The sequence below is a fragment of the Archangium lipolyticum genome, assembly GCF_024623785.1.
Classification (GTDB): Bacteria; Myxococcota; Myxococcia; order Myxococcales; family Myxococcaceae; genus Archangium; species Archangium lipolyticum.
The window spans coordinates 21,612-45,837 of record NZ_JANKBZ010000044.1 but is presented as its reverse complement, the minus strand read 5'-3'; the positions used below and the strand labels follow the sequence as shown (position 1 = coordinate 45,837).

At 69.0% G+C, this 24,226-nt stretch carries 22 protein-coding genes; 10 read left to right on the top strand and 12 right to left on the bottom strand.

Annotated elements, in window-relative coordinates:
* Nucleotides 1-4: 4 nt before the first annotated feature.
* The 3 genes from NR810_RS47475 to NR810_RS47465 form a co-directional block, all read right to left on the bottom strand.
* Nucleotides 5-1,153 (bottom strand): GspE/PulE/PilB domain-containing protein, encoded by a 1,149-nt coding sequence (locus tag NR810_RS47475; protein ID WP_257462425.1) that lies wholly within the window; start codon nt 1,151-1,153, stop codon nt 5-7.
* A gap of 21 nt (nt 1,154-1,174) precedes the next feature.
* Nucleotides 1,175-1,921, bottom strand: a complete 747-nt coding sequence (locus tag NR810_RS47470) for a GspE/PulE/PilB domain-containing protein (protein ID WP_257462423.1) — start codon at nt 1,919-1,921, stop codon at nt 1,175-1,177.
* An 89-nt stretch (nt 1,922-2,010) separates the two neighbouring features.
* The gene (locus NR810_RS47465; protein WP_257462421.1) at nt 2,011-2,832 is read right to left on the bottom strand and encodes a DUF4292 domain-containing protein; all 822 of its coding nucleotides are present in this window, start codon (nt 2,830-2,832) and stop codon (nt 2,011-2,013) included.
* A gap of 43 nt (nt 2,833-2,875) precedes the next feature.
* Here NR810_RS47465 and NR810_RS47460 point away from each other — a divergent pair, with 43 nt between their 5' ends.
* Both NR810_RS47460 and NR810_RS47455 read left to right on the top strand, forming a co-directional pair.
* Entirely contained in the window at nt 2,876-3,592 is a 717-nt protein-coding gene (locus NR810_RS47460; protein WP_257462420.1) for a MotA/TolQ/ExbB proton channel family protein, read from the top strand.
* Between the two features lie 11 nt (nt 3,593-3,603).
* Nucleotides 3,604-4,053 (top strand): ExbD/TolR family protein, encoded by a 450-nt coding sequence (locus NR810_RS47455; protein ID WP_257462419.1) that lies wholly within the window; start codon nt 3,604-3,606, stop codon nt 4,051-4,053.
* Between the two features lie 111 nt (nt 4,054-4,164).
* Here NR810_RS47455 and NR810_RS47450 read toward each other — a convergent pair whose 3' ends face one another.
* The 4 genes from NR810_RS47450 to NR810_RS47435 form a co-directional block, all read right to left on the bottom strand.
* Nucleotides 4,165-6,003: an acyl-CoA dehydrogenase gene (locus NR810_RS47450; RefSeq protein WP_257462418.1), complete on the bottom strand. Its 1,839-nt coding sequence runs from the start codon at nt 6,001-6,003 to the stop codon at nt 4,165-4,167.
* Nucleotides 6,004-6,176: 173 nt separating this feature from the next.
* A complete protein-coding gene (locus NR810_RS47445; protein ID WP_257462416.1) occupies nt 6,177-6,830 on the bottom strand; it encodes a MaoC family dehydratase in 654 nt (217 codons plus the stop codon).
* On the bottom strand, nt 6,830-7,279 hold the full coding sequence (locus NR810_RS47440; protein WP_203403837.1) for a MaoC family dehydratase N-terminal domain-containing protein: 450 nt from the start codon (nt 7,277-7,279) through the stop codon (nt 6,830-6,832). Before NR810_RS47440 ends, NR810_RS47445 begins: the two co-directional genes overlap by 1 nt.
* Before the next feature lie 12 nt (nt 7,280-7,291).
* Nucleotides 7,292-8,293, bottom strand: coding sequence for an NAD(P)H-dependent amine dehydrogenase family protein (locus NR810_RS47435; RefSeq protein ID WP_257462414.1), 1,002 nt, complete (start codon nt 8,291-8,293; stop codon nt 7,292-7,294).
* Between the two features lie 258 nt (nt 8,294-8,551).
* Here NR810_RS47435 and NR810_RS47430 point away from each other — a divergent pair, with 258 nt between their 5' ends.
* Nucleotides 8,552-9,658, top strand: coding sequence for an HD domain-containing phosphohydrolase (locus tag NR810_RS47430; protein WP_204227489.1), 1,107 nt, complete (start codon nt 8,552-8,554; stop codon nt 9,656-9,658).
* Between the two features lie 27 nt (nt 9,659-9,685).
* Here NR810_RS47430 and NR810_RS47425 read toward each other — a convergent pair whose 3' ends face one another.
* The gene (locus NR810_RS47425; RefSeq protein WP_257462411.1) at nt 9,686-11,740 is read right to left on the bottom strand and encodes a peptidylprolyl isomerase; all 2,055 of its coding nucleotides are present in this window, start codon (nt 11,738-11,740) and stop codon (nt 9,686-9,688) included.
* A gap of 52 nt (nt 11,741-11,792) precedes the next feature.
* Between NR810_RS47425 and NR810_RS47420 the strand changes: the two genes are divergently transcribed.
* The 7 genes from NR810_RS47420 to NR810_RS47390 all read left to right on the top strand — a co-directional run bounded on the left by NR810_RS47420 (nt 11,793) and on the right by NR810_RS47390 (nt 21,452).
* Nucleotides 11,793-12,860, top strand: a complete 1,068-nt coding sequence (locus NR810_RS47420; protein ID WP_257462409.1) for a hypothetical protein — start codon at nt 11,793-11,795, stop codon at nt 12,858-12,860.
* Complete coding sequence (locus NR810_RS47415) at nt 12,857-13,834, top strand: AAA family ATPase (RefSeq protein WP_257462407.1); 978 nt, start codon at nt 12,857-12,859, stop codon at nt 13,832-13,834. Before NR810_RS47420 ends, NR810_RS47415 begins: the two co-directional genes overlap by 4 nt.
* A complete protein-coding gene (locus NR810_RS47410) occupies nt 13,831-15,156 on the top strand; it encodes a DUF58 domain-containing protein (protein ID WP_257462405.1) in 1,326 nt (441 codons plus the stop codon). Before NR810_RS47415 ends, NR810_RS47410 begins: the two co-directional genes overlap by 4 nt.
* A gap of 147 nt (nt 15,157-15,303) precedes the next feature.
* Nucleotides 15,304-18,144: an SNF2-related protein gene (locus NR810_RS47405; protein WP_407653903.1), complete on the top strand. Its 2,841-nt coding sequence runs from the start codon at nt 15,304-15,306 to the stop codon at nt 18,142-18,144.
* A 215-nt stretch (nt 18,145-18,359) separates the two neighbouring features.
* Complete coding sequence (locus NR810_RS47400) at nt 18,360-19,709, top strand: ABC transporter substrate-binding protein (RefSeq protein ID WP_257462403.1); 1,350 nt, start codon at nt 18,360-18,362, stop codon at nt 19,707-19,709.
* A gap of 4 nt (nt 19,710-19,713) precedes the next feature.
* Entirely contained in the window at nt 19,714-20,610 is an 897-nt protein-coding gene (locus NR810_RS47395; RefSeq protein ID WP_257462402.1) for a carbohydrate ABC transporter permease, read from the top strand.
* Nucleotides 20,610-21,452, top strand: coding sequence for a carbohydrate ABC transporter permease (locus tag NR810_RS47390; RefSeq protein ID WP_257462400.1), 843 nt, complete (start codon nt 20,610-20,612; stop codon nt 21,450-21,452). Before NR810_RS47395 ends, NR810_RS47390 begins: the two co-directional genes overlap by 1 nt.
* A 5-nt stretch (nt 21,453-21,457) precedes the next feature.
* Here the strand turns inward: NR810_RS47390 and NR810_RS47385 are convergent, their stop codons facing one another.
* The 4 genes from NR810_RS47385 to NR810_RS47370 form a co-directional block, all read right to left on the bottom strand.
* Nucleotides 21,458-21,796: a Smr/MutS family protein gene (locus NR810_RS47385; RefSeq protein ID WP_257462398.1), complete on the bottom strand. Its 339-nt coding sequence runs from the start codon at nt 21,794-21,796 to the stop codon at nt 21,458-21,460.
* Nucleotides 21,783-22,034, bottom strand: coding sequence for a hypothetical protein (locus tag NR810_RS47380; protein WP_257462397.1), 252 nt, complete (start codon nt 22,032-22,034; stop codon nt 21,783-21,785). The genes NR810_RS47385 and NR810_RS47380 overlap by 14 nt, the downstream gene beginning before the upstream one ends.
* 86 nt (nt 22,035-22,120) lie before the next feature.
* Nucleotides 22,121-23,170: a DUF72 domain-containing protein gene (locus tag NR810_RS47375; protein WP_257462395.1), complete on the bottom strand. Its 1,050-nt coding sequence runs from the start codon at nt 23,168-23,170 to the stop codon at nt 22,121-22,123.
* Nucleotides 23,171-23,305: 135 nt separating this feature from the next.
* Nucleotides 23,306-24,223: a diacylglycerol/lipid kinase family protein gene (locus NR810_RS47370; RefSeq protein WP_257462393.1), complete on the bottom strand. Its 918-nt coding sequence runs from the start codon at nt 24,221-24,223 to the stop codon at nt 23,306-23,308.
* Nucleotides 24,224-24,226 lie beyond the last annotated feature (3 nt).

Below are 24,226 nucleotides of genomic sequence, written 5' to 3'. Positions count from 1 at the left end.
GGCATCACTTCCGGGACAGCTCCTCCAGGAACTCCTCCTCGTGGATGACACGCTTGCGGATGAGCAGGCGGATGAGGCTGGCCACCATGCGCGCGGGCTTCACCTTCTCCGTATGCAGCGTCGCCTCGTCCCCATCCGCGATCCGCTCGATCTCCTCGAGCACCTTCAGGTCCTCTTCGGAGATGTCGGAGAGATCCGGAGGCGGAGGCGGCTGCGGCAGACCCTGGGCGGCACCGCCAAAGACGACCACCGGCACCCCCTTGGCGGGTGTGGCGGGCGTGGGAATCAACACGGGCGGGGCCGACAGCATGGGCGGGGCGGGCCGGCCCTTGGGCTCGGACTCGGGCTCGCCGAGCAGCTCATCGAGGACATCCTCGCTCTCCTGCGGCGGAGGAGGCGGCGGGCTCGCGGAGGCCTTCGGCTTCACCGGGGCCCGAGGCGTGATGAGGGTGATTTCATCGTCCTCCTCATCGAACGGTGGCGGTGCCGGGGGCTTTGGCTTCAAGACGGACCTCGGGGTGATGAGCGTGATGTCGTCGTCTTCCGTGAGCGGAGGGAGGGGTGGTGCCGGCGGCAGCTCCCAGTCGAGCATGGCCGCCGCCGACTGCGACGCGGCCCTCGGGGCGTGACCCTGCCAGCCCCCCGCCACCATGGGGGTGCTGTTCTCCAGCTCCAACTCCTCACCGGACTCCTCGCCCAGCGCGAGGGGCTCCACCACCTGGCCCCGCACGAGATCCAACGCGCGATCGAGGTCGTCCTCGGCGGCCACGTACACCCGGATGGGCTTGTTGAGCTGGAAGCTCAGCTCGTCCACGATGGACAGGTCCGAGGGATCATCCACCGCCACGTGCAGCCGCTCGCTCCGCCCTTCCCGCTCGATCCGGAACGGGACGATGCGGTGCTCGGCCTGGAAGTCGAGCGAGACGATCGAGCGCACGTGCTCGGCAATCTCCGGAAGCTCCACGAAGGGCAGACTGAACTGGTGCGCCAGCGCCCTGGCCACCGCCGCGGGAGAGGCGAAGCCCAGGGTGATGATGACCGAGCCCAGCCGCCGGCCGTGACCATGGGTCCGCTGCTGGCCGAGCGCCTTGCGGACCTGCTCCTGACTGACAGCTCCGGACTCGATGAGGAGCTCGCCGATCTTCTTGCGCATACGAATCCGGGGATGGACGGCCTACCGCTTGACCTTCGCCAGGTACTCGTCGCGAGTGAAGACGCCCTTCTCGATGAGCAGCTCCACCATGGCCTTGAGGGCCGCCACCTCCTTGCGCTGCACCTCCTCCACGCTGCGCAGGAGATCCACCGGGCTGCCGCCGCCGCGTACCGACGGCGTCTCGCGCGACGGGTTGAGCGGCATGGGAGCCGGGGTGGGCGCTGGAGCCGCCGCGGGAGCACTCCCGCCCGGGGCGTCCATGTGCTTGACGACCGTGCGGCCCTGCGCGTCCACCACCTTGAAGTTGGTGTCCGCGTCCGCCAGCTCGCCCTGGTCCTCGTAGAAGCGCGCCATGGCCCGCGCGATGGCCGTGCGCCCGGCCACGTTGGGCACGATGCGGCACTTGGTGATGGCGCGCAGCTCGTCCAGCTGCCGCACGTTGAGCGGGTCCGAGATCGCCACCACCAGCGTCTTGCCGTCGTCGCGCATCTGCAGCGGCAGCACCGAGAAGTCCCGCGCCGTCTGCACCGGGACCCGGTTGAGCACGTGCGGAGCGATCTCCTTCACCGCATCCAGGTTCACCGCGGGGATGGCGAGCTGCTTGGACAGAGCCCGGACCAGGATGTCCTCGGACACGAGGTTCATCCGGACCAGGATCTCTCCCAGCTTTCCGCCCCATTTCGCCTGCTCCGCCAACGCGGCCTTGAGCTGGCTCTCCTGGAGCACGTTCGCCTTGATCAGCAGTTCACCGAGCTTGATCTGTGCCATGTCGCTGTCGCGGGGAGTCCCAACGGACCCGCCGGTCCAGTCACTCTACCTGAGATTCAAACGGTTGCTGAATTCTTGAAGCCGCCCGCTCAAGAGCCGGGCGAGGCGGGCGGCAGGGAGACGGGGGGCAGCGACTGGCCCTCCTCGTCCACCTCCACCACACGCACCCCCTCGGGGGCGGAGAGGTCGAACAGCGTGAGGTCCGGAGACTCGTTGAGGGTGATGTCGGTGTAGCGCAGGCCCAGGGACGTGTCCGCCGTGGAGGCCAGGAGCTTCACCTCGTGGGGCAGGACGAATTCCCCGTGCTCCTTGAAGTGGTCGTACTCGAGGTCATAGGCCCGGGTCCCCCGCACCTCGCTGCGCACCACCCGGAGGTTCCCGGGTTGGATCCGGAGCACCTGGGACACCGCCCCCTGCTGGAGCGTGAGGACGTAGACCCGCTCCTTCTCGTCCAGCGAGAGTGTCATCCGCTCGGCGGGGATGAAGGGCACCTGGCCGAGCATCACGGAGACGAGCTCCTCGCTCGGCAGGGCCACGGGCAGGAAGCGCGACAGGTTCCGAGGGGTCGCCGGCCCCTGGTAGAAGGTGTTCTCCTGGGCCTGGAAGAGGCCGAACCGTTGCCCGTCCGTCACCAGGACGGCGACGGGCCGGTTGAAGAAATCGAACATCTCCACGCGCAGCAGGCCCGGCCGCATGGCGGCCAGGTACGCGGAGACACTCCCCGTCCCCTGGGGGGACTCCACCCGGAGCTTCCCGTCCCCCTGGAGGGAGACCACCCGCCCCTGGGCCGAGCGGGTGAGCTGGAAGAGCTCCTGAGCGTCCGTGATCTGCCCCCGGGGGCCGAAATCGATGCGCTTGGGACAGCCTGAACAGATGAGGGCCAGGAAGATTGCTGCGGCTGCGCGGTTCATGGCTTAAGTCTCGCGCCAGGCCGACCCTCCTGGCCACCATTGCATGAGCCTCTCCGACATCCTCCACTACCTGCGCATCGGCGGCTTCACACTCGCCTCCCTCCTCCTCGCCTCCGTGGTCGCACTGGTCGTGGCCATCGAGCGGTTGATCGCCCTCTGGGGGGTGAGCGAGCGCTCCCGGGCGCTCGGGGAGGTCGTCAACAAGCACCTGCTGCGCGGAGATGTCGCCGCCGCCCGCACGGCCGCCGAGCGCTCGGACGCCGCCGTGGCGGACATCTTCATCGCCGGCCTGGACCGCTTCGAGCGCACCCGGGGCTCCTGTGATGGGGTGGACTCGGCCGTGGAGCGCGAGCGCGCCCAGGTGGGCCTGAGGCTGCGCCGCAGCCTGTGGATCCTCGCCACCATCGGCTCGCTGACCCCGTTCGTGGGCCTCTTCGGCACCGTGGCCGGCATCATGCGGTCCTTCAAGGACCTGGGCCTGGACGTTCAGGCTGGCGGCACCGGCGGCACCGCCGCGGTGATGACGGGCATCTCCGAGGCCCTCGTGGCCACCGCGGTGGGTATCCTCGTCGCCGTGCAGGCCATGGCCTTCTACAACTACTTCCAGGCGCGGCTGTCCCGCGTCCTCGTGGAGCTACGGCTGCTCGGTGACGAGTTCGTCGAGCTGCTCCGCGAGCGTCCCGTGACCGCGCCGTCCGTCCCCTCCTCCACCGCCGCTGCTCCGGCCCCGGTGGAAGCGCGTTCCCTGCCGGAAGCCTGAGGTCCTCTCACATGGCGATGGGCAAGGTTCCCGGTGATTCCGAGGGCGAGGACGTCGGCTTCGCGGAGATCAACATCACCCCGCTCACCGACGTCATGCTCGTGCTCCTCATCATCTTCATGGTGACGAGCTCGGTCATCGTGCAGCAGTCACCCAGCGGTGGTGCCCAGCAGGGTCTCAAGGTGAACCTGCCCAAGGGCGGCAGCACGGACGTCACCGCGCGCGCCACGGATCTGTCCGTGGCCGTTCTCTCGGATGGGCGCTTCGTCCTCTCCGGCAACGTGGTCAACGAGGACGAGCTCAAGCGCGCCTTCGCCGAGGCCCAGAAGAAGAACCCGGACACCATCGTCATCGTCCAGGCCGACGAGGGCGTCCCCCACGGCACCGTGGTGCAGGTGATGGAGCTGGCCAAGAGCGTCGGGCTCGGGCAGCTCGCCATCGGCGTTCGCGAGGCGCAGTAGGCCGCGCCACGCCGCACGGCGGGAAACTCCAGGGCCTAGACCCTCACCCCGGCCCTCTCCCAGAGGGAGAGGGTGCTCGCGCGGCACCCTCTCACCCCCGTCCTTCTCTTCTTAGATGGCGCCGAACGCGGCGTTGGAGATCTCCACCGACGAGGTGTCCTCCGTGGCCATCATCCGCGCCGCCTGCTCCACGTTGGGCAGCACGTTGCGCGCGTACCACAGCGCGCTCCACTTCTTGCCTTCGTAGAACGCCTTCTCGTCGCCCGTCGCCTTCTCGCCCACGCGCTCGGCGAGCAGCGCCGCGTCCAGCAGCAGCCAGCCCACCGCCAGCTCCGACATCATGTTCAGGAAGCGGTTGGCCGACAGCGGGATGAGCGTCATCTTCGCCGGATCCTGCGACCAGCCCAGCACCGCCATGGCGCTCGACATCACGCCTTCCTGCGCCGCCGCCAGCTGCCGCACCGCCTCACCGTACACCTTGTGCTCGCGGTTGCCCTCGATGAACGCGCCCACGTCCGCCATGAACTGCTGGAAGTTCGCGCCGCCCGCCTGCCCCATCTTCCGGCCCACCAGATCCATCGCCTGGATGTGGTTGGTTCCCTCGTAGATGGAGAAGATCTTCGAGTCGCGCGTGTACTGCTCCACCGGGTAGTCCTGGCAGTAGCCCGCGCCGCCGTACACCTGGATGGCCTGCGCGCACAGCCGGAACGCCTGGTCCGAAGCGTACGACTTCACCAGCGGCGTGAGCAGCTCCACCTGTCCGCGGTGGTACGCCGCCTTGTCGTCATCCTTGCCCGCCAGCTGGTGCGCCTTGTCCGTGTGCATGGCCAGCTTGACGACCAGCGCGCGGATGCCCTCCACGTGCGCCTTCATCTCCAGCAGCATGCGGCGCACGTCCGGGTGCTCGATGATCGCCACGCGCGGCGCCGACGGATCCTTCCACTTGCTCGCGTGCGCGCCCTGCTTGCGGTCCTTCGCGTACTCCAGCGCGTTGAAGTACGCCGCGCTCGCCAGCGCCAGGCCCTGGATGCCCACCGCGATGCGCGCGCCGTTCATCATCTTGAACATCTGGCTCATGCCGACGTTCTCGATTCCACCCACCAGCTCACCCACACAGCCGTCGTTCTCGCCGAAGTTCAGCACACACGTGGCCGACGCCTTGATGCCCATCTTGTGCTCGATGGAGCCCACGGTCACGTCGTTGCTCTCCGCCAGCGAGCCGTCCGGCTTCACGCGGATCTTCGGCACGATGAAGAGCGACAGGCCCTTGGTGCCCGGCGCCGCGCCCTCGATGCGCGCCAGCACCAGGTGGATGACGTTCTCCGCCAGGTCGTGGTCACCGCCCGAGATGAAGATCTTCGTGCCGCGGATGCTGTAGGTGCCGTCCGCGTTCTTGCGCGCGCTCGTCTTCGCCGCGCCCACGTCCGAGCCCGCGTGCGGCTCGGTCAGGCACATGGTGCCACCCCAGGTGCCGTTGAGCATGCGCTCCACGAAGAGCTTCTTCTGCTCCGACGTGCCGCACTCGGCCAACAGCTCCGCCGCGCCGAAGGCCAGGCCCGGGTACATGTTGAAGGCCGAGTTGGCTCCGGACAGAATCTCCTCGATGAGTACGTACAGCATCATCGGGCTGCCCTGCCCGCCGTGCTCCGGGCTCACGCCCACCAACTTGAAGCCCTGCTCGTAGAGTTGCTTCCACGCCTCCTTGAAGCCCTTGGGCGTGATGACCTTGCCGTCCTCCAGCCGACAGCCCTCGCGATCACCCGAGGCGTTGAGGGGCCCGAGGACCTCCTTGGCGAACCGGTAGGTCTCCTGGATGACGGCGCGCGCCTCGTCCGGTCCCCAGGCGTCGAAGGGGGCCTGTCCGGCGACCTGGCCGAAGCCGAACTGCTCGAACAGCGTGAAGAAGATTTCCCGAAGGTCGGTCTTGTAGGTGTTGATGCCGGCGGACATTGCCACTCCCCGTACGTTGGGGGGCTCACGGCCGCACAATCGACGGTCCGCGGCCCCACTTGGGACACGGAAAGGTTACGTCGATTGATTTTAGAGTCAACCGCGAATGACGCCTCGCGTTGGGTGGCGAGGTCTTCCTCGCCACCAGAAGGGGCACATGAGCGGTAGTGGACCTACTTCTTGGCCTTCTTCGCGGCGACGGAGGCCGGAGAGGCGGGAGCCGTGGCCGTCTTGGCGGCCGGCTTCTGGGTGGGGGCCTTCTTGGAGCCCGACGTGGCGGCCGAGCGCTCGTCGTCCTCTTCCCCGCCCGGGGCCGCCGCGGCGTTGAGGAGGCTCTCACGCGGCACGTCCACGACGATGGGGGACTGGCCGGAGCGCTGCCGGTTCTCGTCCTCCAACGAGTAGAAGAGCTGGATGGTGGAGTTGCCCTTCATCACCAGCTCACCGCGCTGGTTCTCCGCCCACAGTTCCACCTCGACGAAGTAGCGGCCACCCTCGCCGTGACGGTCGCTCACGCGGCCCTTGCAGACGATGGTGTCACCCGGCCACACCATCTTGATGAAGCGCACGTGGTAGCGCCGCAGCTGGCCGCCGCGGGCCCAGTCGCTGACGAGCTGGCCCAACATGCCCATGACGAGCATGCCCGGGGCATACACGGAGGGCATGCCCACGCTCTTGGCGTACACCTCGTCCACGTGGACGGGGTTGAAGTCGCCCGAGGCACCGGCGTAGCGGGACAGCTGCACGCGGTCGATGGGAGCCTTGGCCAGCGCCGGCAACTCGTCACCGACGCGGAGTCCTTCGAAGTAGAGCTTGCGCGCGGGCATCACGGATTCTCCTTGGCGGCACGGACGATGAGCGTCCGGCGGGCGCGGAAGACGAGGTTGCCCTCCTCGTCCCGGCCCTCGTCCTCGATGACGGCGACATCCATCTTTCCGGCCGGGCCGGTGCGCTCGAGCACGTCCGCCACCCGGGTGGCGACGAAGATGCGATCGCCCGCGAAGATGGGCCGCTCGTACTCGAAGGACTGCTCGGCGTGCAGCAGGCTCTTGATGCCCACACCCAGCAGCTCGCGCAGATCCGCCGCCGAGCTGAAGGAGGCGGGGAACGTGGGCGGCGCCACCACGGTGGGGTAGCCCGAGGCCCGTGCGTACTCCTCGTCGTAATAGATGGGGTTGTAGTCGCCGAGGGACTCGGCGAAGCGCCGGATGGCGCCCTTCTCCACCTCGTTCAGGAACGGCGGGGAGGCCCGTCCGATGGCGTTCTTGTCCAGCATGTCCCTCTCCCTTCAACGACCGGCCGGAAGCTCGAGCACGGTCAGAAGCCCGGCCTCGGCGGCCGTCACGCGCGGGGCTGCGTTCACCAGCGTGTTGGCGGTGGCCCGGTCACCGGGCACGCCCCCGCGAATCTCCAGCACCAGTTTGGAGTCCGCATCAATCTCGATGCGATCTCCCGGATTGTCAGCCCCCACCGCGATGGTGAGCTCCAACCGCACCCGTTCCTGCCCCTCCTCCAGGCCCACCGCGGACTGGAAGATGCCGGCCACCCGGCCCTTCTTCACCGGGAAGGCGCCCCCGGTGATGTCCTCCTCGGCGAAGACGGGGACGATCTCCTCCTCGAAGTCGTCGCAGTCCATGCCGAGCCCCAGCGCGCACAGGGCCGCGCTCTCCACCAGGCCCACGTGGCCGAGCTGATCCTTGTCCACCAGGGCGAAGAACTCGTCCTCGGACAGGCCCGCGCCCACCTTGCGCTGCAGCGCTTCACGTCGCGTGCGCGCGTCCACCACGCGAGACACCGTGGCATGGCGCACCGGGCCGCATGCCTGGCCCGCGGTGGCCACCAGCCTGTCCATCGCGAATCCCGGATTGACGCCGGTGCCCAGCACCGCCACTCCGGCCTTCTGCGCCGCGCGCTCCAGCTTCTGCGCCAGCTCGGGGTACTTGAGGAAGGGGAAGGCCAGCTCCTCGCAGGTGGAGACCACCGGCAGGCCGAGCTTGAGCGCCTCGAGCAGCTGATCCATCACCTGCTCGAGCCGCGAGCCCGTGGCATGCAGCAGCACGACGCCCTTGCGCCGCCCCACCGCCGCCTCCAGCGACTCGGCCACCTTCCCGGTCAGCCCGGGCACCCCGAGCACCTCGGACAGGGGCCGTCCCACCAGTTGCGGGCTGGCGTCGATCGCGCCGATCAACTCCACCTCGGATGAAAGTTGGGCCGCCCTGGCGATCTCCTGCCCGATGACTCCCAACCCCATGACCACCACCGGGACCGGCCCTGCGGAGGCTCTAGGCATCGGAGAACTCTCCTAAAATCAAGGAGTTACACCACATTGCAGCAATGTGGCGCACCATAGACCACCCCCAGCCGGACAGGCAAGCGGCTCGTGAGACAGGTCGTCCCTCCGATTTCAGAAAGAACAGAGGTTTCGAGGGGTTGTGAAGCAAGCAAGAAGCGGAGCCCACACCTGGCGGGTGTGACCTTTGGGTGCGAAGCCGTGTATAACAGCCCGGTTCTTCAACGTCCGTCCTGTAAGGGCTGGGAGGCTTGGTTCATGGACCGCATCCTCGTGGTGGATGACGATCCCCTCATTCTCGCCGCGCTTTCGCGGATTCTCCAGTCGGAGGGTTACGAGGTCATCACCCATACGGATCCGGCCCAGGCCGCCAAGGAAGAAGGTTTCCAGGTGGTGCTGACGGACTTCATGATGCCGTTGCTCAACGGCGTGGAGCTGCTGCGAACGCTGCGCGAGAAGAATCCTCGCGCGGTCCGCTTGATGCTCACCGCCGCCGCGGATTTCCGCACGGCATCCGAAGCCGTCAACCGGGGTGAGGTGTTCCGCCTGCTGGGCAAGCCCTGGTCGCTCAGTGAGCTGACCAGTGCCGTGCGGCAGGCCTTCGAACACTGCCGTCTGGTGGAGGCGAATGAGAGGTTGACGCGTGAGGTGGCGGAAAAGAACGCGGAGTTGACCGCGATCAACCGCGACCTGGAACGCATGGTGGTGGAGCGCACCAACGGCCTGCTCGATGGCCTCATCAGCGCGCTCGACTACCGCGACACCGAGACGCAGTGGCACTCGCGCCGGGTGTCGCTGTACTCGAGGCGTATCGGTGAGGAGATCGCCCTGAGCGGGGAGCAGCTCGAGGTGGTGGAGCAGGGAGCGCTGCTGCACGACATCGGGAAGATCGGCGTGAGCGATACGATCCTGCTCAAGCCCGGTCCGCTCTCGCCCGAGGAATGGGTGGAGATGCGCAAGCATCCCGAGTACGGCTACAAGATCCTCGCGAAGATGCCGTACCTGCACGAGGCCTCGCTGATCGTGCTGCACCACCAGGAGCGGTGGGACGGCAAGGGCTATCCGCAGGGGCTCAAGGGCAAGGAGATCGTGATCGGGGCGCGCATCTTCGCGATCGCGGACACGGTGGACGCCATCACGTCGGACCGTCCGTACCGCAAGGGCCGGCCGATGTCCGTGGCGCGCGATGAGATCAAGCGCTGCTCGGGCACGCAGTTCGATCCCGAGGTGGCCGAGGCCTTCCTGCGCATTCCGGACTCGGAGTGGCAGCGCATCCGCAAGAAGGTCGAGGACATGGAGAACGCGGAGAACGCACTCTGGGCCGGCTTCACGCCGGGCAAGGTGCCCAACCGCGTCGCGAGCTGAGCGGACCTCCGCGCAGCTCCCCTCCTCTCAGGGCGACACCTCCACGTCGAGGATGGTGTCGCCCTCCAGGAGCCGGTCCACCACGTCCAGACCCCGCGTCACCTCGCCGAAGGCCGTGTAACGGCCATCCAGGTGCGGCTGCGGCGAGTACGTGAAGAAGAACTGGCTGCCGCCCGTGTCCTTGCCCGACAGCGCCATCCCCATCACCCCCCGGCGGTAGGGCCGACGCGTCATCTCGCAACGGATGGAGTAGCCCGGTCCACCCTCCCCGTCTCCGCGCGGGTCTCCGCCCTGCGCGACGAAGTCCGGCACCACCCGGTGGAAGGTGATGCCTCGGAAGTAGCCCTGGCGCGCGAGCGTCACCAGGTTGCCCGAGGTCAACGGCGCCTCCGCATCCAGCGCCACCGTGAACGTTCCCTTGTTCGTGCGGAAGGTGAGCGTGGTCCCCTCCGGAGCGGGCTCGGGACGGCGCGCATCCGCTGGCAGCTCCACGTGAGGGGCTCGCACGGGCTGACCCGTGAGGCCAGAGAGGAATTCGGCCGCCACCCGGCGCACGTTGGCGTGCGGGTGCTGGAGCCATGTCCTCAGCACCGGCTCCGCGTCCTTCCCCGCCAGGTCCACCAGCCCGCCCGCCACCGGCTCCGCCAGGTCCGGCTCCTGGGGCACACGCTCCGCGAGCACTCGCACCCGCGGCAGTGCCTCCCCGTCCTTCAACTTCCCGGCCGCTCCCGCCGCCGAGGCGGCTACCACCGGGTCGCTCCCGCCGAGGAGCTCCCGCACGGGCCCGGCGGCCTCGGGCACGGGACGGCTCGACACCGCATCGAGCGCGGCCAGCCGCACCCTCGTGTCCGGGTGCGAGAGGTACTTCACCGCACCACTCGCGCCTCCCTTCCCACGTGACTGGGCAATCTCGCGCAGGCCGAGCGCCAGCCGCCGCGCCTCAGGCACCCGGCCACCGCCACAGCGCAAGACCTCGTCGAGCGTCCCCGTCTGCCGATCGAGCGCCGCCGCCAATCGGCAGTCCAGGTTCATCAGGTCACCCGTGGCCACCTCGAACGCCGCGCCCGGCACCGCGTCCTGGAGCGCACGCCGTAGCGCCACCAGCACCGGACGGCCCGCCTCGGGCAATCCCTGCTGTGCCAGCGCGAGCAGCGCATGGCCCGCCGCGGAGTCTCCCCGCGCCACGCTCCCGGCCCGGGACTTCAGCGCCAGCAACTCGTCCATCGGCGTGCAGTCCCCACCGCAGCGCCCGGCCAGCTTCGCGAGCGACCGCGCCGCCTCGGCCGCCACGCGCGGCGCCTCATCGCTCAGCAACCGGCCCACCACGGCCGCGTCCTCCGGGCCTCCCATGTCTCCCATCCCCTTCACGCACAGGGCGCGCACATCGGGAGCCTCGTCCCCGAGGCAGCCACGCAGGAACGGCAACGCCTCGGGACGTTTCGCGAGCGCCAGCAGGTAGGCCCCGCCATACCGGGACTCCTCTGGCTGGCCGGGCCGCGTCAGCGCCGACACCGGCTCCAGCGGAACCTCCGCCATCGACGCGCCCCTGCGCGCCGCCACTCCGAGGGCCACGGCCGCCCGCCCCGCCCCTCCCGGACGTCCATCCGCGAGCCGCTCCGACAGCCGACGTACCGCTCCCGGCGTCGCCAGCTTGCCCAGCGAATCGAGCAGCGTGCGCCGGACACCCTCGTCTGTCTCCCCGGCCTCGGCGGCGAGCAGCGCCTCCGTCATTCGCGTCTTCTCCGCGTCCGTGAGCGGCTCCCACGAGAGCGCCAGCACTCCGGCGGCGAAGGCGGCCTCGTCGCGCACCGGCGCCTCGGCTGCACCGAGCCCGGTCAGCACGGCCTCGAGCGTGGAAAGCTCCTGGATGCGAGCGAGTGCACGCAGCGCCCGCACGCGCACCGGCACGGCCCCTCGGCTCGCCAGTTCCACCAGCCGCCCGTCCGCCAGCGAGCGGCGATCCTCCCAGACAGCCACCTCCCTCCCCTCCCCCGTGTCCGGCGACGGCGCGGAGTGGACACAGCCCGAGAGCAGCAGACTCCACAGCAGACAGGCGGGCACGGCGGCGCGAAGAGAACCCATGGCCGCTCCGCCTAGGCCAATTCCCCGCGAAAATCCAGGGGTTAGCCTCTTGATGCCGTTTGACTTGGACCACCGGGCACCGGAAGATGCTCGGCGCTTTTCCGCTTCAAAAGGAGCGCCGGTCCTGAACTGCCCTGGCTGTGGCAACAAGGTCGCGGATGGCACCTCCATCTGCCCTTCTTGCGACTACATCATCGACGGCTCTTTCCTCTCGACGGACGCTCCCCAGGACTCGGGTGACGCGCCGGACTCCAGGCCGCCCCCCGCTCGCAAACCGGCCGCCTCGACCCGCCCGCGCACCGCCCCGGGCACGCGCGGCACCGCGTCCCGTCCCGCCGGCCGGAGCGCCGCGGCCACGGGCTCCCGTCCCCGCGTCACCACCGCCTCGGGGGCCCGTCCCGCCGCCCCGGCCCTCCCGGACGAGGACGCCACCAACATCAAGAACATGGAGGACATCGTCCGCAACGCGCCCCCGCGCACCGCGAGCGGCCGTCCCTCCACCGGCTCCCGAGGGACCGCCGCGCCCCGCCCCGCTGGCGGCGCTGCCCGTCCCGCCCCTCCCCGGCGCCAGCCGCAGCAGACCGAGCTCGATCCGGCGGACATCAACTACGTCCCGCCCCGCGACACCTCCAACACCGGCACCGGGCAGATCGTCGCCCCCGAGCAGGTCATCGAGGACTTCCGCGACTTCGTGGGCGTGCTGGGCCTCGCCGACAAGATCGCCTTCGCGGGCGGCTGCGTGGTCATCCTCTCCGCCTTCCTCCCCTGGAAGGAGACGGCCGAGGACGGAGAGATCCTCGGGCTCATGAGCCTGGGACTCATGGCCGTGCTGGCGGCCGCCGGAATCCTCGGCTCCATCGCCGTACGCGTGCGCCGGTTGCTGCCCAACCTCAACGTGCTCATCCCCTGGTTGGCGCAGCTCGGCCTGTCCGTCTTCTCCGTCCTCTGGTGCATCATCTTCATGAAGCTCTCGTATGACGCCACCGAGGTGCCCTCGCCCATCGGCAACGCGACCATCATGAACTCCTCCCCCAGCATGGGCGTGTTCCTCGGCATGCTGGGCGCGCTGACGGGCCTGGCGGGCACGCTGCTCGGACTGAAGGAGAAGCCCGCGTCATGACGTCGTCGCCTACCGCCGTGGCCACCGCCACGGCCCCCGTCAACCGGAGCCCCGCCCTGGAGCGCCTCGTCCACGCGCTGGAGGGCACGGTGCTCGGCCAGCCTCAGGTGGTGGCCGATCTGGTCACCGCGTTCCTCGCGCGCGGGCACGTGCTGCTGGAGGGCGTCCCCGGCGTGGCCAAGACGCTCACCGCGCGCAGCATGGCCTCCGCCCTGGGCCTCGCCTTCACCCGCGTCCAGTTCACCCCGGACCTGATGCCGAGCGACATCCTCGGCACCAACGTCTTCCGGCCCCAGGACAACGCCTTCCAGCTGGTGAAGGGCCCCGTCTTCACCGAGGTGCTGGTGGCGGATGAAATCAACCGCACCCCGCCCAAGACGCAGGCCGCGCTGCTGGAGGCCATGGAGGAGCGGCAGGTCACCATCGACGGCACCACGCACGCGCTGCCCTCCCACTTCTTCGTGGTGGCCACGCAGAACCCGCTGGAGCTGGAGGGCACCTACCCGCTGCCCGAGGCGCAGCTGGACCGCTTCCTGATGCGGGTGCGCGTGGGCTACCCGCCGCCCGAGTCCGAGCTGGACATGGTGCGCGCCTTCCACCAGCGCCAGGGCAAGGCCGCCCAGGTGGAGCGGGTGCTCGACGCCTCCGCGCTCGCGGAGTTGCAGGTCCAGGCGGCGCGCGTGGCCTGTGACGACTCCATCCTCTCCTACGTGGTACGGCTCATCCGCGAGACGCGCTCCAACCCGCGCGTGCGTCTGGGCGCCTCCCCCCGCTCGTCGCAGGCGCTGCTCGCGGCGGCCAAGGCCCGCGCGGCCCTCAACGGGAGCGACTTCGTCACCCCGGACGACGTGAAGTCCGTCTGCCCCAGCGTCCTCAACCACCGTCTGCTGCTGAAGGCCGAGGCGGAGGTGGAGGGCCTCACCGCGGACGACGTGCTCCGCCAGACGTTGGAGCGCGTCCAGGTCCCCCGGTGAGCCTCGGACGGCCCGTCCCCACGGGGCTCGCCGTGGCGCTCGTCGCGGTGGCCCTCGTGCCCGCGGCGCTCGCCGTGGCCGGCTCCGCGTTCGTGTGGCTCGCCGTCGCCCTGGACGCGGCGGTGCTGCTGCTGTGCGCATTCGACTTCCTCTCCGCCCCTCGTGCCTCGGACGTGGAGGTGCGGCGCGGAGTGGAACCTGTCCTCTCCTCGGGCACCGCCAACCCCGTGCGCCTGGAGCTGGATCTGGCCGGACAGAAGCCCGTACGAGGCCGCGTGCGCGACGAGGTGCCCTCGGGCGTAGAGGTACGCGGGCACGAACAGCCCTTCTCCCTCACCCCGGACGCGCCCCGCGCAACCCTCACCTACACCCTCACGCCGCCCGCGCGCGGAGACCTGCGCCTCGGGGATGTGCACCTGCGCCTGCTGGGCCCGCTGGGTCTGTGCGCGCGCCAGGTCCGCGTGCCCCTCGAGCAGAACGTGAAGGTGTACCCGGATCTCTCCGCGCTGACGCGGGAGGCCCTGGCGCTCGCCGTGGCCTCGGATGCACCCGCCGAACGCACCCTGCGCCGCTCCGCCGAGGGCCGTGAGTTCGAGTCCCTGCGCGAGTACCGCACCGGGGATGACTACCGCACGGTGGACTGGAAGGCCTCGGCGCGCCGGGGCCGCACCATGGTGCGCGTGTACCAGCCCGAGCGGAACCAGCCCGTGCTGCTGCTGCTCGACTGCGGGCGTCACATGGCGGGCCGGGTGGATGGCCGACGCAAGCTGGACCACGCGGTGGACGCGGCGCTGCGGCTGGCCAAGGTGAGCCTGGACGCGGGGGACATGGTGGGCGTGCTCGCCTTCGCCAGCGACGTGCGCGCCTACCTCCCGCCACGCAAGGGCCACGAGCACCTGCGTCTGCTCACCGAGTCCCTCTACCGCGCCGAGGCGGCCCTGGAAGAGAGCGACTACGGCCGCGCCTACGACTTCGCCTTCGCGCGCTCCTCGCGGCGCTCGCTGGTGGTGCTCTTCACGGACCTGGTGGATCCGGACGCCTCGGGCACGTTGCTGGCGCGCACCCTGGCGCTGCGTCCCCGCCACCTGCCCGTAGTGGCCTCGCTGCTGGACGAGGACCTCCAGGGAGCCGCCACCCGCGTGCCCTCCTCCGAGCAGGACGCCTACGCGCGTCAGGCCGCCACGCGCCTCGAGGAGGACTACCAGCGCACGGCGCTCACGCTTCGAGACGCGGGTGCACTCGTAGTGCGGGCTCCCGCGAAGGGCTTCGGCGCCGCGGCCGTCAACACCTATCTGCACGTGAAGGCGCGGGGCATCCTGTAACTCCTTCCGTCAAATCCCGCACGCACCACACCCTCGCGCACACGCTCGCGCGACGACGCTCCCGAAGAAAAAGCGTGCCAATCGCTCCGGAGCCGAGTTTTCGGCCTCGGAAAAGACCCCCTTTACACATCCGTCGCACTTCCCAAAATGGCCCCCCTTTCGTGCTACACGCCTGTGCGAGCACCAGTTTCATACGGACGGGGAGACAGGGACTTGCCGGAGGTCGCGAGGGAGTTCAGGGAGCTGCGGGTGGAGGTGGATGCGGCGGCGGCGGCAGCGGCGGGGACGGAGGTCCGCGCGGATGCTGAGCAGCAGGGAAAGCCGCTGACGCCCTTCCACGAGCGTCTGCTGGCCGAGGAGCTCACCATCAAGAGCTCGGACTCGCGCGAGCGGCTCGCGGGAGCGCTCGCCGAGGCGAAGGTGGATCTCAACCCCCACCAGCTCGAGGCCGCGTGCTTCGCGATGGATTCGCTGTCGCGTGGCGGCTGCATGCTGGCGGACGAGGTGGGGCTCGGGAAGACCATCGAGGCGGGCATGGTCATCGCCCAGCTCATGGCCGAGGGGAAGACGCGCATCCTGATCCTCGCCCCGGCCGTATTGCGGGCGCAGTGGAACAGCGAGCTGCGCGAGAAGTTCGACCTCGAGTCCGTGATGGTCGACGGCCGCACCGTGCGCGCCACGGGCAACTGCTTCGATCAGCCCTTCCCCGTCATCTGCTCGCACCCGTTCGCCGCCAACAAGGCGCAGCTGGTGGCGGAGATTCCCTGGGACGTCGTCATCATCGACGAGGCCCACCGCCTGCGGAACGCCTACCGTGCGGGCCACAAGACGGGCCAGGCGCTCCGCTCCGCGCTCAGCGGCCGTCCCAAGCTGCTGCTCACCGCCACCCCGCTGCAGAACGACCTGATGGAGCTGTTCGGGCTGGTGACGCTCCTGGACGAGCAGATCCTCGGCCCCGAGCACGCCTTCCGCAGCCGCTACCGGCTGGAGGCGGAGACGGGCGGCCTTCAGACGGACGCCGTCAACGAGCTCAAGGAGCGGCTGGCCCCCGTGGTGCAGCGCACGCTGCGCCGTCAGGTGCGCGAGTACGTCCGCTACACCAACCGCCGCTCCATCGTGGAGGACTTCGCGCCCTCCCCCGAGGAGCAGGACCTCTACGAGAAGGTCAGCGAGTACCTGCGGCGCTCCGAAGTGGCCGCCATCGAGCCGGGCAAGAAGACGCTGCTCACGCTCTGCTACCGCAAGCTGCTGGCCTCCTCCACGTACGCCATCGCCCCCACCCTGCGGCGGCTCGCGGACAACCTCGCCAAACGCCTGGAGGCGGCGAAGCTGGGCCAGCGCGCCCTGGAGATGTTCGAGCCCGAGGAGGCCAAGCAGTACGTCGAGGAGGGCGAGGAGTGGTCGGATGACCCCGCCAAGCCCGTCAGCATCCGCACGCTCGAGAACGAGCAGTGGGAGCTGAAGCAGTACGCGGACCTGGCCGACTCCATCAAGGTGAACGCCAAGGGCGAGGCCCTCAAGCGCGCCCTGGATCGCACCTTCAAGGTGATGAAGGGACAGGGCTGGCCGGAGAAGGCGCTCATCTTCACCGAGTCCAAGCGCACGCAGCAGTACCTCTTCAACCTGCTGTCGGCCAACGGCTACGCGGGGAAGATCTCCCTGCTGTCCGGTGACGCGGGGGGAGGCCCGGAGGAGCGCCGCGCGCTCGTCACCGAGTTCCGCGAGAAGACGCAGATCCTCATCTGCACCGAGGCGGGCGCCGAGGGCCTCAACCTCCAGTTCTGCAACCTGGTGGTGAACTACGACCTGCCGTGGAACCCGCAGCGCGTGGAGCAGCGCATCGGCCGCTGCCACCGCTATGGCCAGCAGCGGGACGTGCTCGTCATCAACTTCCTCAACCGGCAGAACGCCGCGGACGCGCGGCTGTACGAGCTGCTGGAGAAGAAGCTGAACCTCTTCGACGGCGTGTTCGGCGCGTCGGATGAAATCCTGGGCGCGCTGGAGAGCGGCGTGGACTTCGAGCGGCGCATCCTGGACATCTACCAGTCCTGCCGCCACCCGGACGACATCAACAAGGCGTTCGACAAGCTGCGCTCGGACATGGAGGGCCGCATCAGCGCGCGCATGACGGAGGCGCGCTCGGTGCTCATGGAGCGCTTCGACGGCGACGTGCGGCGGCGGCTGCGCATGGCGGGCGCCGTGACGAAGGAGGCGCTGGAGAAGCGCCAGCAGGGCGCGCGGGCGCTGACGGGCTCGGTGCTGGGCAACAACAGTGCCTCGGGCCGGCTCCAGGTGGCCAAGGCGGCCTACGCGGTGCGCGATCGGACGCACGACGCCATCAGCTACCTGCAGCTCAACGCGGCGGGGCTGCCGGCCCGGCTGGCGCGGCTGGCGGGCAGCGAGGGCTGGTGGTTCGTCTACAAGTTCGAGACGACGGGCCTGAAGGCCGAGGAGAAGATGGTGCACCTGGTGCTGGTGCTGGAGCGGGACGGCAAGGGCTTCCGGGCCCTGCCGCTCGCGGACGGCGAGCACTTCGTGAAGCTGTCGGCCAAGGAGGAGCGGCGCCGGCAGCCGCCCCCGGTGTCGGTGTCGCTGATGCAGGAGCAGGCGCTGATGGCGGCCAAGGAGGAGATCCTCCGGGCGGCGGAGCGGCGCAACGCGCTGGAGCTGGACCTGGCGCGGGAGCGGGCGGACCGGTACGCGGAGGACTGTCTGCTGGAGTCGCGCGAGCAGGTGGAGAAGGCGCGCGAGGCCTGGCAGGAGGCGCGCAAGGTGGTGTGCGCGCAGGAGGACCCCGCAGAGCGCGTGAAAGCCCGCGGGCACGCGGAGCGGCTGGAGCGCGAGTACCGCAAGAAGCTGGCCTCGCTGCGCAACGAGGAGGAGAAGCGCTACGCGGCGAAGGACCGGCAGGTGGCGGACCTGGCCAACAAGTCGAAGGTAACGGAGAAGCGCTCACTCATCGCCTCCGCGTACTTCTGGCTGTCCTGAGCCCCCAATTTCCCCTCTCCCTCCGGGAGAGGGACGGGGTGAGGGTGTTTCCCGCTCATCAAACACGGGCGAGTCGCAGGTGAAACCGGAGTGCGAAAAGCACTCTGACGAACACAGCGAACACGCCGCGTCTCACACCGGCCCACGGTGTGGCACATACGCCCGAAGACCATCCAGCAGCGATCACGACACGAGCCGCAACCGAGAGGATGAAGATGCCGGACTCCCCCTTCGCGTCGGAGCTGAGCCGCCGACGCTTCATGGCGTGGACGCTCGGAGCAGGAGCCTCTCTCGCCCTCGGCGGGTGTGAGCGTTCGAGCACCCCCCCGAGCACGCCTCCAGGTGCGCAGGGGACAACGGGAGGCAAGGGGTACAGCGGCCCGAGCGTGACGCTGGCGTTCTGGAACGGCTTCACGGGAGGAGACGGCGCGTACATCCGGAAGATCGTCGAGGACTTCAACAAGGCGACGCCGGCCATCCAGGTCCGGATGAACATCTACCCGTGGGCCAACTTCTTCCAGAAGCTCGCGGGGGCGGTGATCAGCGGACAGGCGCCCGACGTCGCTGTCATGCACGTCGACTCCATCCCGACCAACGCCGCGCGCAACCTCATCACGCCCATCGATGATATCGCGCAGGCGCTCGGGCTTCAGGAGTCCAACTTCACCTCGCCGGTGGCCTGGAAGGGCGGCATCTACAAGGGCAGGCGCTACGGCATCCCGCTCGATCTGCATCCGCTGGGCATGTTCTTCAACAAGGCGGTCCTGGAGAAGACGGGCCTGAATCCGGACAAGCCGCCCCAGACGGGTGACGAGTACATGGAGGCCCTCGAGCAGCTCAAGGGCCACGGCATCCAGGGCCACTGGATGTCACCCTTCCATTTCACCGGGACGTTCCAGTTCCAGTCGCTGCTGTGGCAGTTCGGCGGGGACCTGTTCGACAAGGACGTCACCCAGGCGACCTTCGACTCCGACGCGGGCGTACAGGCGATGACCTGGATGGTCGAGTTGGTGAAGAAGGGCCACAGCCCCGAGAACGTCGCCCAGGACGCCGACGTCATCGCGCTCCAGAACGGGCAGAACGCCTTCAACTGGAATGGCATCTGGCAGATCAACGCGCTGGCCGAGGTGCCGCAGCTGCGGTGGGGCGTGGCGCCCATCCCGAAGATCGGGACACAGCCGGCGGTTTGGGGCAACTCCCACCAGTTCGTGCTGCCGCGGCAGGAATCGCCCAATCCGGACAGACAGGCGGCGGCGCGCTACTTCATCCAGTGGATGAGCCAGCGCTCCGTGGACTGGCTCAAGAGTGGGAAGATACCAGTGCTCCGGAGCGTGGCGGAGAGCCCGGAGTTCCAGGCGATGAAGGCGCAGGTCGAGTTCGCCAAACAGGCGCCGTACATCCGCATCCCGCCAGCGGTCGCGGGCATCAACGAGGCGCTGGCGCTGGTCGACCGGGCCGTGAACCTGTCCGTGCTCGGCAAGGAGCCGCCCGCCGCCGCCCTGAAGTCGGCCGCGGCGCAGGCCACCCAGGTGGTCCGGTACAACCGCGAGAAATACGGCGACTGATCCCATGAAGACGAAAGCCCAGACCGCTTCGATCCGGCACACGGGGCGCGCGACGCCGTACCTCTTCCTGGCCCCGTACCTCCTGCTGTTCGGCACCTTCGTGCTGCTGCCAGCCCTCCAGGGGTTGTGGATCAGCCTGCACGATTGGGACTTCCTGCTGCCCCGCCGGCCCTGGGTCGGGCTGCGGAACTACACGACCCTCTTCTCCCCGGGCTCGCGCGACAGCGGCGATTTCTGGCAGAGCATGAAGGCCACCGGGCTCTTCACGCTCTTCAGCGTGCCCCCGCTCGTCGTGGTGCCCCTGCTCGTCGCGCTGCTGCTGAACCGCCAGTTCCCCGGCCGCTCCTTCTTCCGCGCCGTCTACTTCGCGCCCTACGTGCTGGGCGTGGCCGTGGTCGGCCTGCTCTGGCGGTTCCTGCTCGATCCCAACATCGGCCTCATCAACCACTACCTGTCCGCCACCATCCCGTGGACCACCGCGCTGCCGTGGGCGTGGATCTCCCTGGTGGGCATGACGGTCTGGTGGACGCTCGGCTTCAACGCGCTCATCTACCTCGCCGGGCTGCAGGACATCCCGCGCGAGCTGTACGAAGCGGCGAAGGTCGACGGTGCCACCCGCTCGCAGCAGTTCCTCCACGTCACCCTGCCCGGTCTGAAGCCGGTCCTCCTCTTCGTGTTCACGGTGACGATCCTCAACTCGGCCAACATGTTCGGCCAGTCCTTCCTCGTCACCCAGGGCGCTCCGGGCAACGAGACGCGCACCGCGCTCATGCTCATCGCCGAGACCGGCCTGCGCGACTTCCGCATGGGGAGCGCCGCGGCCATGAGCTACGTCCTCGCCCTCGCGCTGCTCGGGGTGAGTGCCCTCAACTTCCGTCTCTTCCGGCAAGAGGACTCCTGATGAGCGCCACCGCCACCCGCCCCCTCTCCCGGATCACCTTCTACGCCCTGCTCGTGCTGCTGACGTGGGTCTTCGTGGCACCGCTGCTGTGGATGCTGAGCACCTCGCTGAAGACGGACTTCGACGCGACCCGGCAGCCGCTCTCCTGGCTGCCCCGCCCCTTCACGACCCAGGCCTACGTCCCGCTGCTCACGCTGGGCTCCGAGACGCCGGTGCTGCGCTGGTTCCTCAACAGCATCTTCACGGCCACGGCCAACGCGCTGCTCGTGGTGAGCACGTCGGTGCTCGCCGCGTACGCCCTGGCCCGGCTGGAGTTCCCCGGCAGGCGCGTGCTGTTCGGGCTGATCGTCGGGACGTTGTTCATCCCCACGTTCCTCTTCCTGATCCCCAACTTCCTGATCGTCACCAGGCTGGGCTGGCTGGACTCGCTGTGGGCGGTGATCGTCCCCGGCGCGGGGAGCGCCTTCGGCGTCTTCTTCATGCGCCAGTTCTTCTCGACACTGCCGCGCGAGTTGGAGGAGGCGGCGCTGCTCGACGGCGCCAACCACTGGCAGATCTTCTACCGGGTCATCCTGCCGCTCTCCCGGCCCAGCATCGCGACGCTGACGGTGCTGGCCTTCCTCACCAACTACAACGACTTCATCTGGCCGGTGTACGTGCTGTTCAGCCCCCAGAGCTTCACGCTCCCGCCCGGATTGGCCATCCTCCAGGGGGCCTACACCACCCATTACCCGGCCATCATGGCGGGAGGAGTCATCGCCAGCATCCCGGCGATCCTCCTGTTCGTCTTCGCCCAGCGGTACGTGATCGAAGGCGTCTCCCGCAGCGGCCTGAAGGGCTGACGGCGCTAGCCTTCGGATTCGCCTGGAGACAGGGCCCTCAACCGGACCCAGGTGGCGCCCCAGCCCCCGTCGGCCTCGGATGCGGAGCGGAACGACTCCACCTCGGGCAACTTCGGGAGGAGGGCCTGGACAGTGCGCCTCAGCGCTCCCGTCCCCTTGCCGTGGATGATGCGAACGTCGAGTACGCCCTTCTGACGGCAGGCCCAGAGGTACTCGGTGACGACGTCCTTGACGTCGCGGGGGTGGAACAAGTGCAGGTCGAGGTTCCCATCCAGCGGAACTTCCACCGGTGCTTCGGGGTCGAAATCGGAGCCCTCGTCGCCGTCCGGGTCAGGGCTGACCACGGCGCTCGAGCTCCAGCTGGCGCTGCTTGCGCTCCGCGTCAAGGCGGTGGCGCTCCTGGGCTTCGCGAAATTCGGTCTCCAGGGTGGAAATCTCGTTTCGCAGGGCGGCGAATTGTTTACGCACGTCTTCCCAGGTGTCGCCGGGTTGCTGGCGTAGAGCAGCCTCCTCGACACCAGCGCCCGCCCCTCCGGACGCCGCCATGCGTGCCACGAGCGCTGCAACAAGGACCGATCTCATGACAGCCCTTCCAAGCAAGCCGCGTGCTCAGTCCAACGGGTGACCCACCTGCTACATCCCTCACCATAGACGCACACCCGCATGGATCAAGACTCCACACTGCCGGTGTTTCGAGTTCGCGACATGACGCTGCGCGCCAGGAGCACGGCGGACAGGGGTGCACTTCCTTCCGCTTTGTTGTTGAGCGTAACGAAAACGGGGCGTCCGGCCCCCAGGGCGGCGGCGGAGACGCGGGCGATGGCCTCGCGGGTGCGCACGTCCTCGTCCACCAGCTTGTCGAAGGGGAAGTAACGCCGGCGGGCCTCCTCGTAGTCGAGGTTCGGCGGGAGCATCCAGCGCACCACCAGGGCCGGTGCGTTCAGCGCCTTGGTGCGAACGGCCTGACGCTCCACGGGAGGCATGTTCTTCCAGGCGGCGAGCACCGGACACACTCCGACGTCCGCGAGCGCCTGGGCCAAGGCCTCGGTCAGGAGGGACTCGTTGCGGAACTCGGCGGCGTAGAGGGGACCGCGGGGCAGCGCCGAGAAGAAGGCATGGAGCCGCTCCACGAAGGGCCCGCCCTCGCTCAGATCCTCCGGATGTTGGGGTGGCAACTGAAAGACGAGCGGCCCGGCCTTCTCACCCAGCCCCTCGACGAAGGGGGCCACCACGAGATCCCTCGCGTAGGCGGCATCCAGGAAGCGGTCGTTGAACTGACCGCGCAGGTCGCCATAACGCTGGTGGACGGGCCAGCGCGCGAGCGTACAGGCCTCGTGGGCCTTCACGAGGAAGCGGAAGCCGGGGGGCACCTGCGCGGCGTAATCGGCGAAGGCGGAGGCGGGAATGGGGGCGTAGAAGGTCCGGTCCACGCCCACGGTGCGCAGCACGGGGTGCCGGGAGTACGCGGCGAGCCCCTCACGGGAGAGGCGTGCCGCGGTGGCCTCGCGGTCGTAGACGATCCCCTTCCAGCCCGGGAATGACCAGGACGAAGTGCCCAGGTGCAGGCCGGGAGGAAGCTGCTCCCCGAGCGCCCTCACGTCCTCGGGTTGCTCTGCGGGGCCCACGGGCTCCTCGTGCCCGCGTCGGCGCCCACGGGGAGGCGTGGGGCTGGGGGCTCCGGTGAAGAGGTCGAGCTGCGACGGATCTCTGTCTGACATGGAGTGCTCCGGCGTACCTGATTTCAAAAGTACGCCGGAACAGCATAACTTCCAAGGTCGAGTCGCGGAAAAAAGAAGGCCGCCTGCCCCACGAGGAGACAGGCGGCCTGGGTCCACGGAGGTGGACGGAGCGGGCTACACCTTCAAGCGGATGGCGCTGGGAAGGATGGAGATGCGGCAGGGCAGCTTGCCGGGCACCTCGCCATCCATCTCCAGGAGGACGTCCTGATCGCTCTCGGCCTCGAGGGTGCGGCACTGGAGGTAGCGCGTCTTGTTCCAGGTGATGTGCTCACCGTTGTAGACGCCCTTGGACTTGATGACGAAGTCGTGCACGCCGTAGTCGCGCCAGATGGTGAGCTCGAAGAGCCCATCATGGGTGACGGCCTTGGGCGCCACGCACATGCCACTGCCGAAGTAGCGCCCGTTGGACACGGCGACGACGGTGATGCCCAGCTCCTCGGGCTCGCCGCCGTCCACGCGCAGACGCACGCGGCGGTCCTTGTACTTCGCCATCGTCTTGACCGTGCCCCAGACGAAGCTCAGGTTGCCGCCGAGCGCCTTGCTGCCGATGTTGACCTCGTGGGCCACCTCCGCGCTCACGCCGAAGGAGGCAATGTTGGCGAAGTAGCGCGACTCCTTCTGCCCCTGGTGGTTGACGTACTCGGCGAGCCCCACGTCGAAGGGCTCGGTCTTGTCGGTGCGCAGCCGCGCCAGGGCCGAGTCCAGCTCCAGGTCCCACCCGAAGGCGCGCCGGAAGTCACCGCCGGTGCCCCGGGGGATGAGCCCCAGGGCGGCCTGGGGGTTGATGGCCTTGCCGTCGGCGAAGAAGCCGTTGACGACCTCGTTGACGGTGCCGTCCCCGCCCACCGCGGCGACGCACTCATAGCCATCCAAGAGCGCCTGGCGCGTCAGCCGCGTCGCATCCATGGCGCTCTCGGTGAACCCGAAGCCGAAGTCGCCGATCGCCCGGGTCACCTGGCCAGAGATCTCGGCCCATCGCTTGCCCGTCTGACCTCCGGCACTGCGCGGGTTCACCACGAGGAACGTCTTCATCGT

Excerpts from the sequence above, each read along its gene's own strand:
- NR810_RS47475 (WP_257462425.1), bottom strand. The coding sequence starts at position 1,153 with ATGCGCAAGAAGATCGGCGAGCTCCTCATCGAGTCCGGAGCTGTCAGT.
- NR810_RS47470 (WP_257462423.1), bottom strand. The coding sequence starts at position 1,921 with ATGGCACAGATCAAGCTCGGTGAACTGCTGATCAAGGCGAACGTGCTC.
- NR810_RS47465 (WP_257462421.1), bottom strand. The coding sequence starts at position 2,832 with ATGAACCGCGCAGCCGCAGCAATCTTCCTGGCCCTCATCTGTTCAGGC.
- NR810_RS47460 (WP_257462420.1), top strand. The coding sequence starts at position 2,876 with ATGAGCCTCTCCGACATCCTCCACTACCTGCGCATCGGCGGCTTCACA.
- NR810_RS47455 (WP_257462419.1), top strand. The coding sequence starts at position 3,604 with ATGGCGATGGGCAAGGTTCCCGGTGATTCCGAGGGCGAGGACGTCGGC.
- NR810_RS47450 (WP_257462418.1), bottom strand. The coding sequence starts at position 6,003 with ATGTCCGCCGGCATCAACACCTACAAGACCGACCTTCGGGAAATCTTC.
- NR810_RS47445 (WP_257462416.1), bottom strand. The coding sequence starts at position 6,830 with ATGCCCGCGCGCAAGCTCTACTTCGAAGGACTCCGCGTCGGTGACGAG.
- NR810_RS47440 (WP_203403837.1), bottom strand. The coding sequence starts at position 7,279 with ATGCTGGACAAGAACGCCATCGGACGGGCCTCCCCGCCGTTCCTGAAC.
- NR810_RS47435 (WP_257462414.1), bottom strand. The coding sequence starts at position 8,293 with ATGCCTAGAGCCTCCGCAGGGCCGGTCCCGGTGGTGGTCATGGGGTTG.
- NR810_RS47430 (WP_204227489.1), top strand. The coding sequence starts at position 8,552 with ATGGACCGCATCCTCGTGGTGGATGACGATCCCCTCATTCTCGCCGCG.
- NR810_RS47425 (WP_257462411.1), bottom strand. The coding sequence starts at position 11,740 with ATGGGTTCTCTTCGCGCCGCCGTGCCCGCCTGTCTGCTGTGGAGTCTG.
- NR810_RS47420 (WP_257462409.1), top strand. The coding sequence starts at position 11,793 with ATGCCGTTTGACTTGGACCACCGGGCACCGGAAGATGCTCGGCGCTTT.
- NR810_RS47415 (WP_257462407.1), top strand. The coding sequence starts at position 12,857 with ATGACGTCGTCGCCTACCGCCGTGGCCACCGCCACGGCCCCCGTCAAC.
- NR810_RS47405 (WP_407653903.1), top strand. The coding sequence starts at position 15,304 with ATGGCCCCCCTTTCGTGCTACACGCCTGTGCGAGCACCAGTTTCATAC.
- NR810_RS47400 (WP_257462403.1), top strand. The coding sequence starts at position 18,360 with ATGCCGGACTCCCCCTTCGCGTCGGAGCTGAGCCGCCGACGCTTCATG.
- NR810_RS47395 (WP_257462402.1), top strand. The coding sequence starts at position 19,714 with ATGAAGACGAAAGCCCAGACCGCTTCGATCCGGCACACGGGGCGCGCG.
- NR810_RS47390 (WP_257462400.1), top strand. The coding sequence starts at position 20,610 with ATGAGCGCCACCGCCACCCGCCCCCTCTCCCGGATCACCTTCTACGCC.
- NR810_RS47380 (WP_257462397.1), bottom strand. The coding sequence starts at position 22,034 with ATGAGATCGGTCCTTGTTGCAGCGCTCGTGGCACGCATGGCGGCGTCC.
- NR810_RS47375 (WP_257462395.1), bottom strand. The coding sequence starts at position 23,170 with ATGTCAGACAGAGATCCGTCGCAGCTCGACCTCTTCACCGGAGCCCCC.
- NR810_RS47370 (WP_257462393.1), bottom strand. The coding sequence starts at position 24,223 with ATGAAGACGTTCCTCGTGGTGAACCCGCGCAGTGCCGGAGGTCAGACG.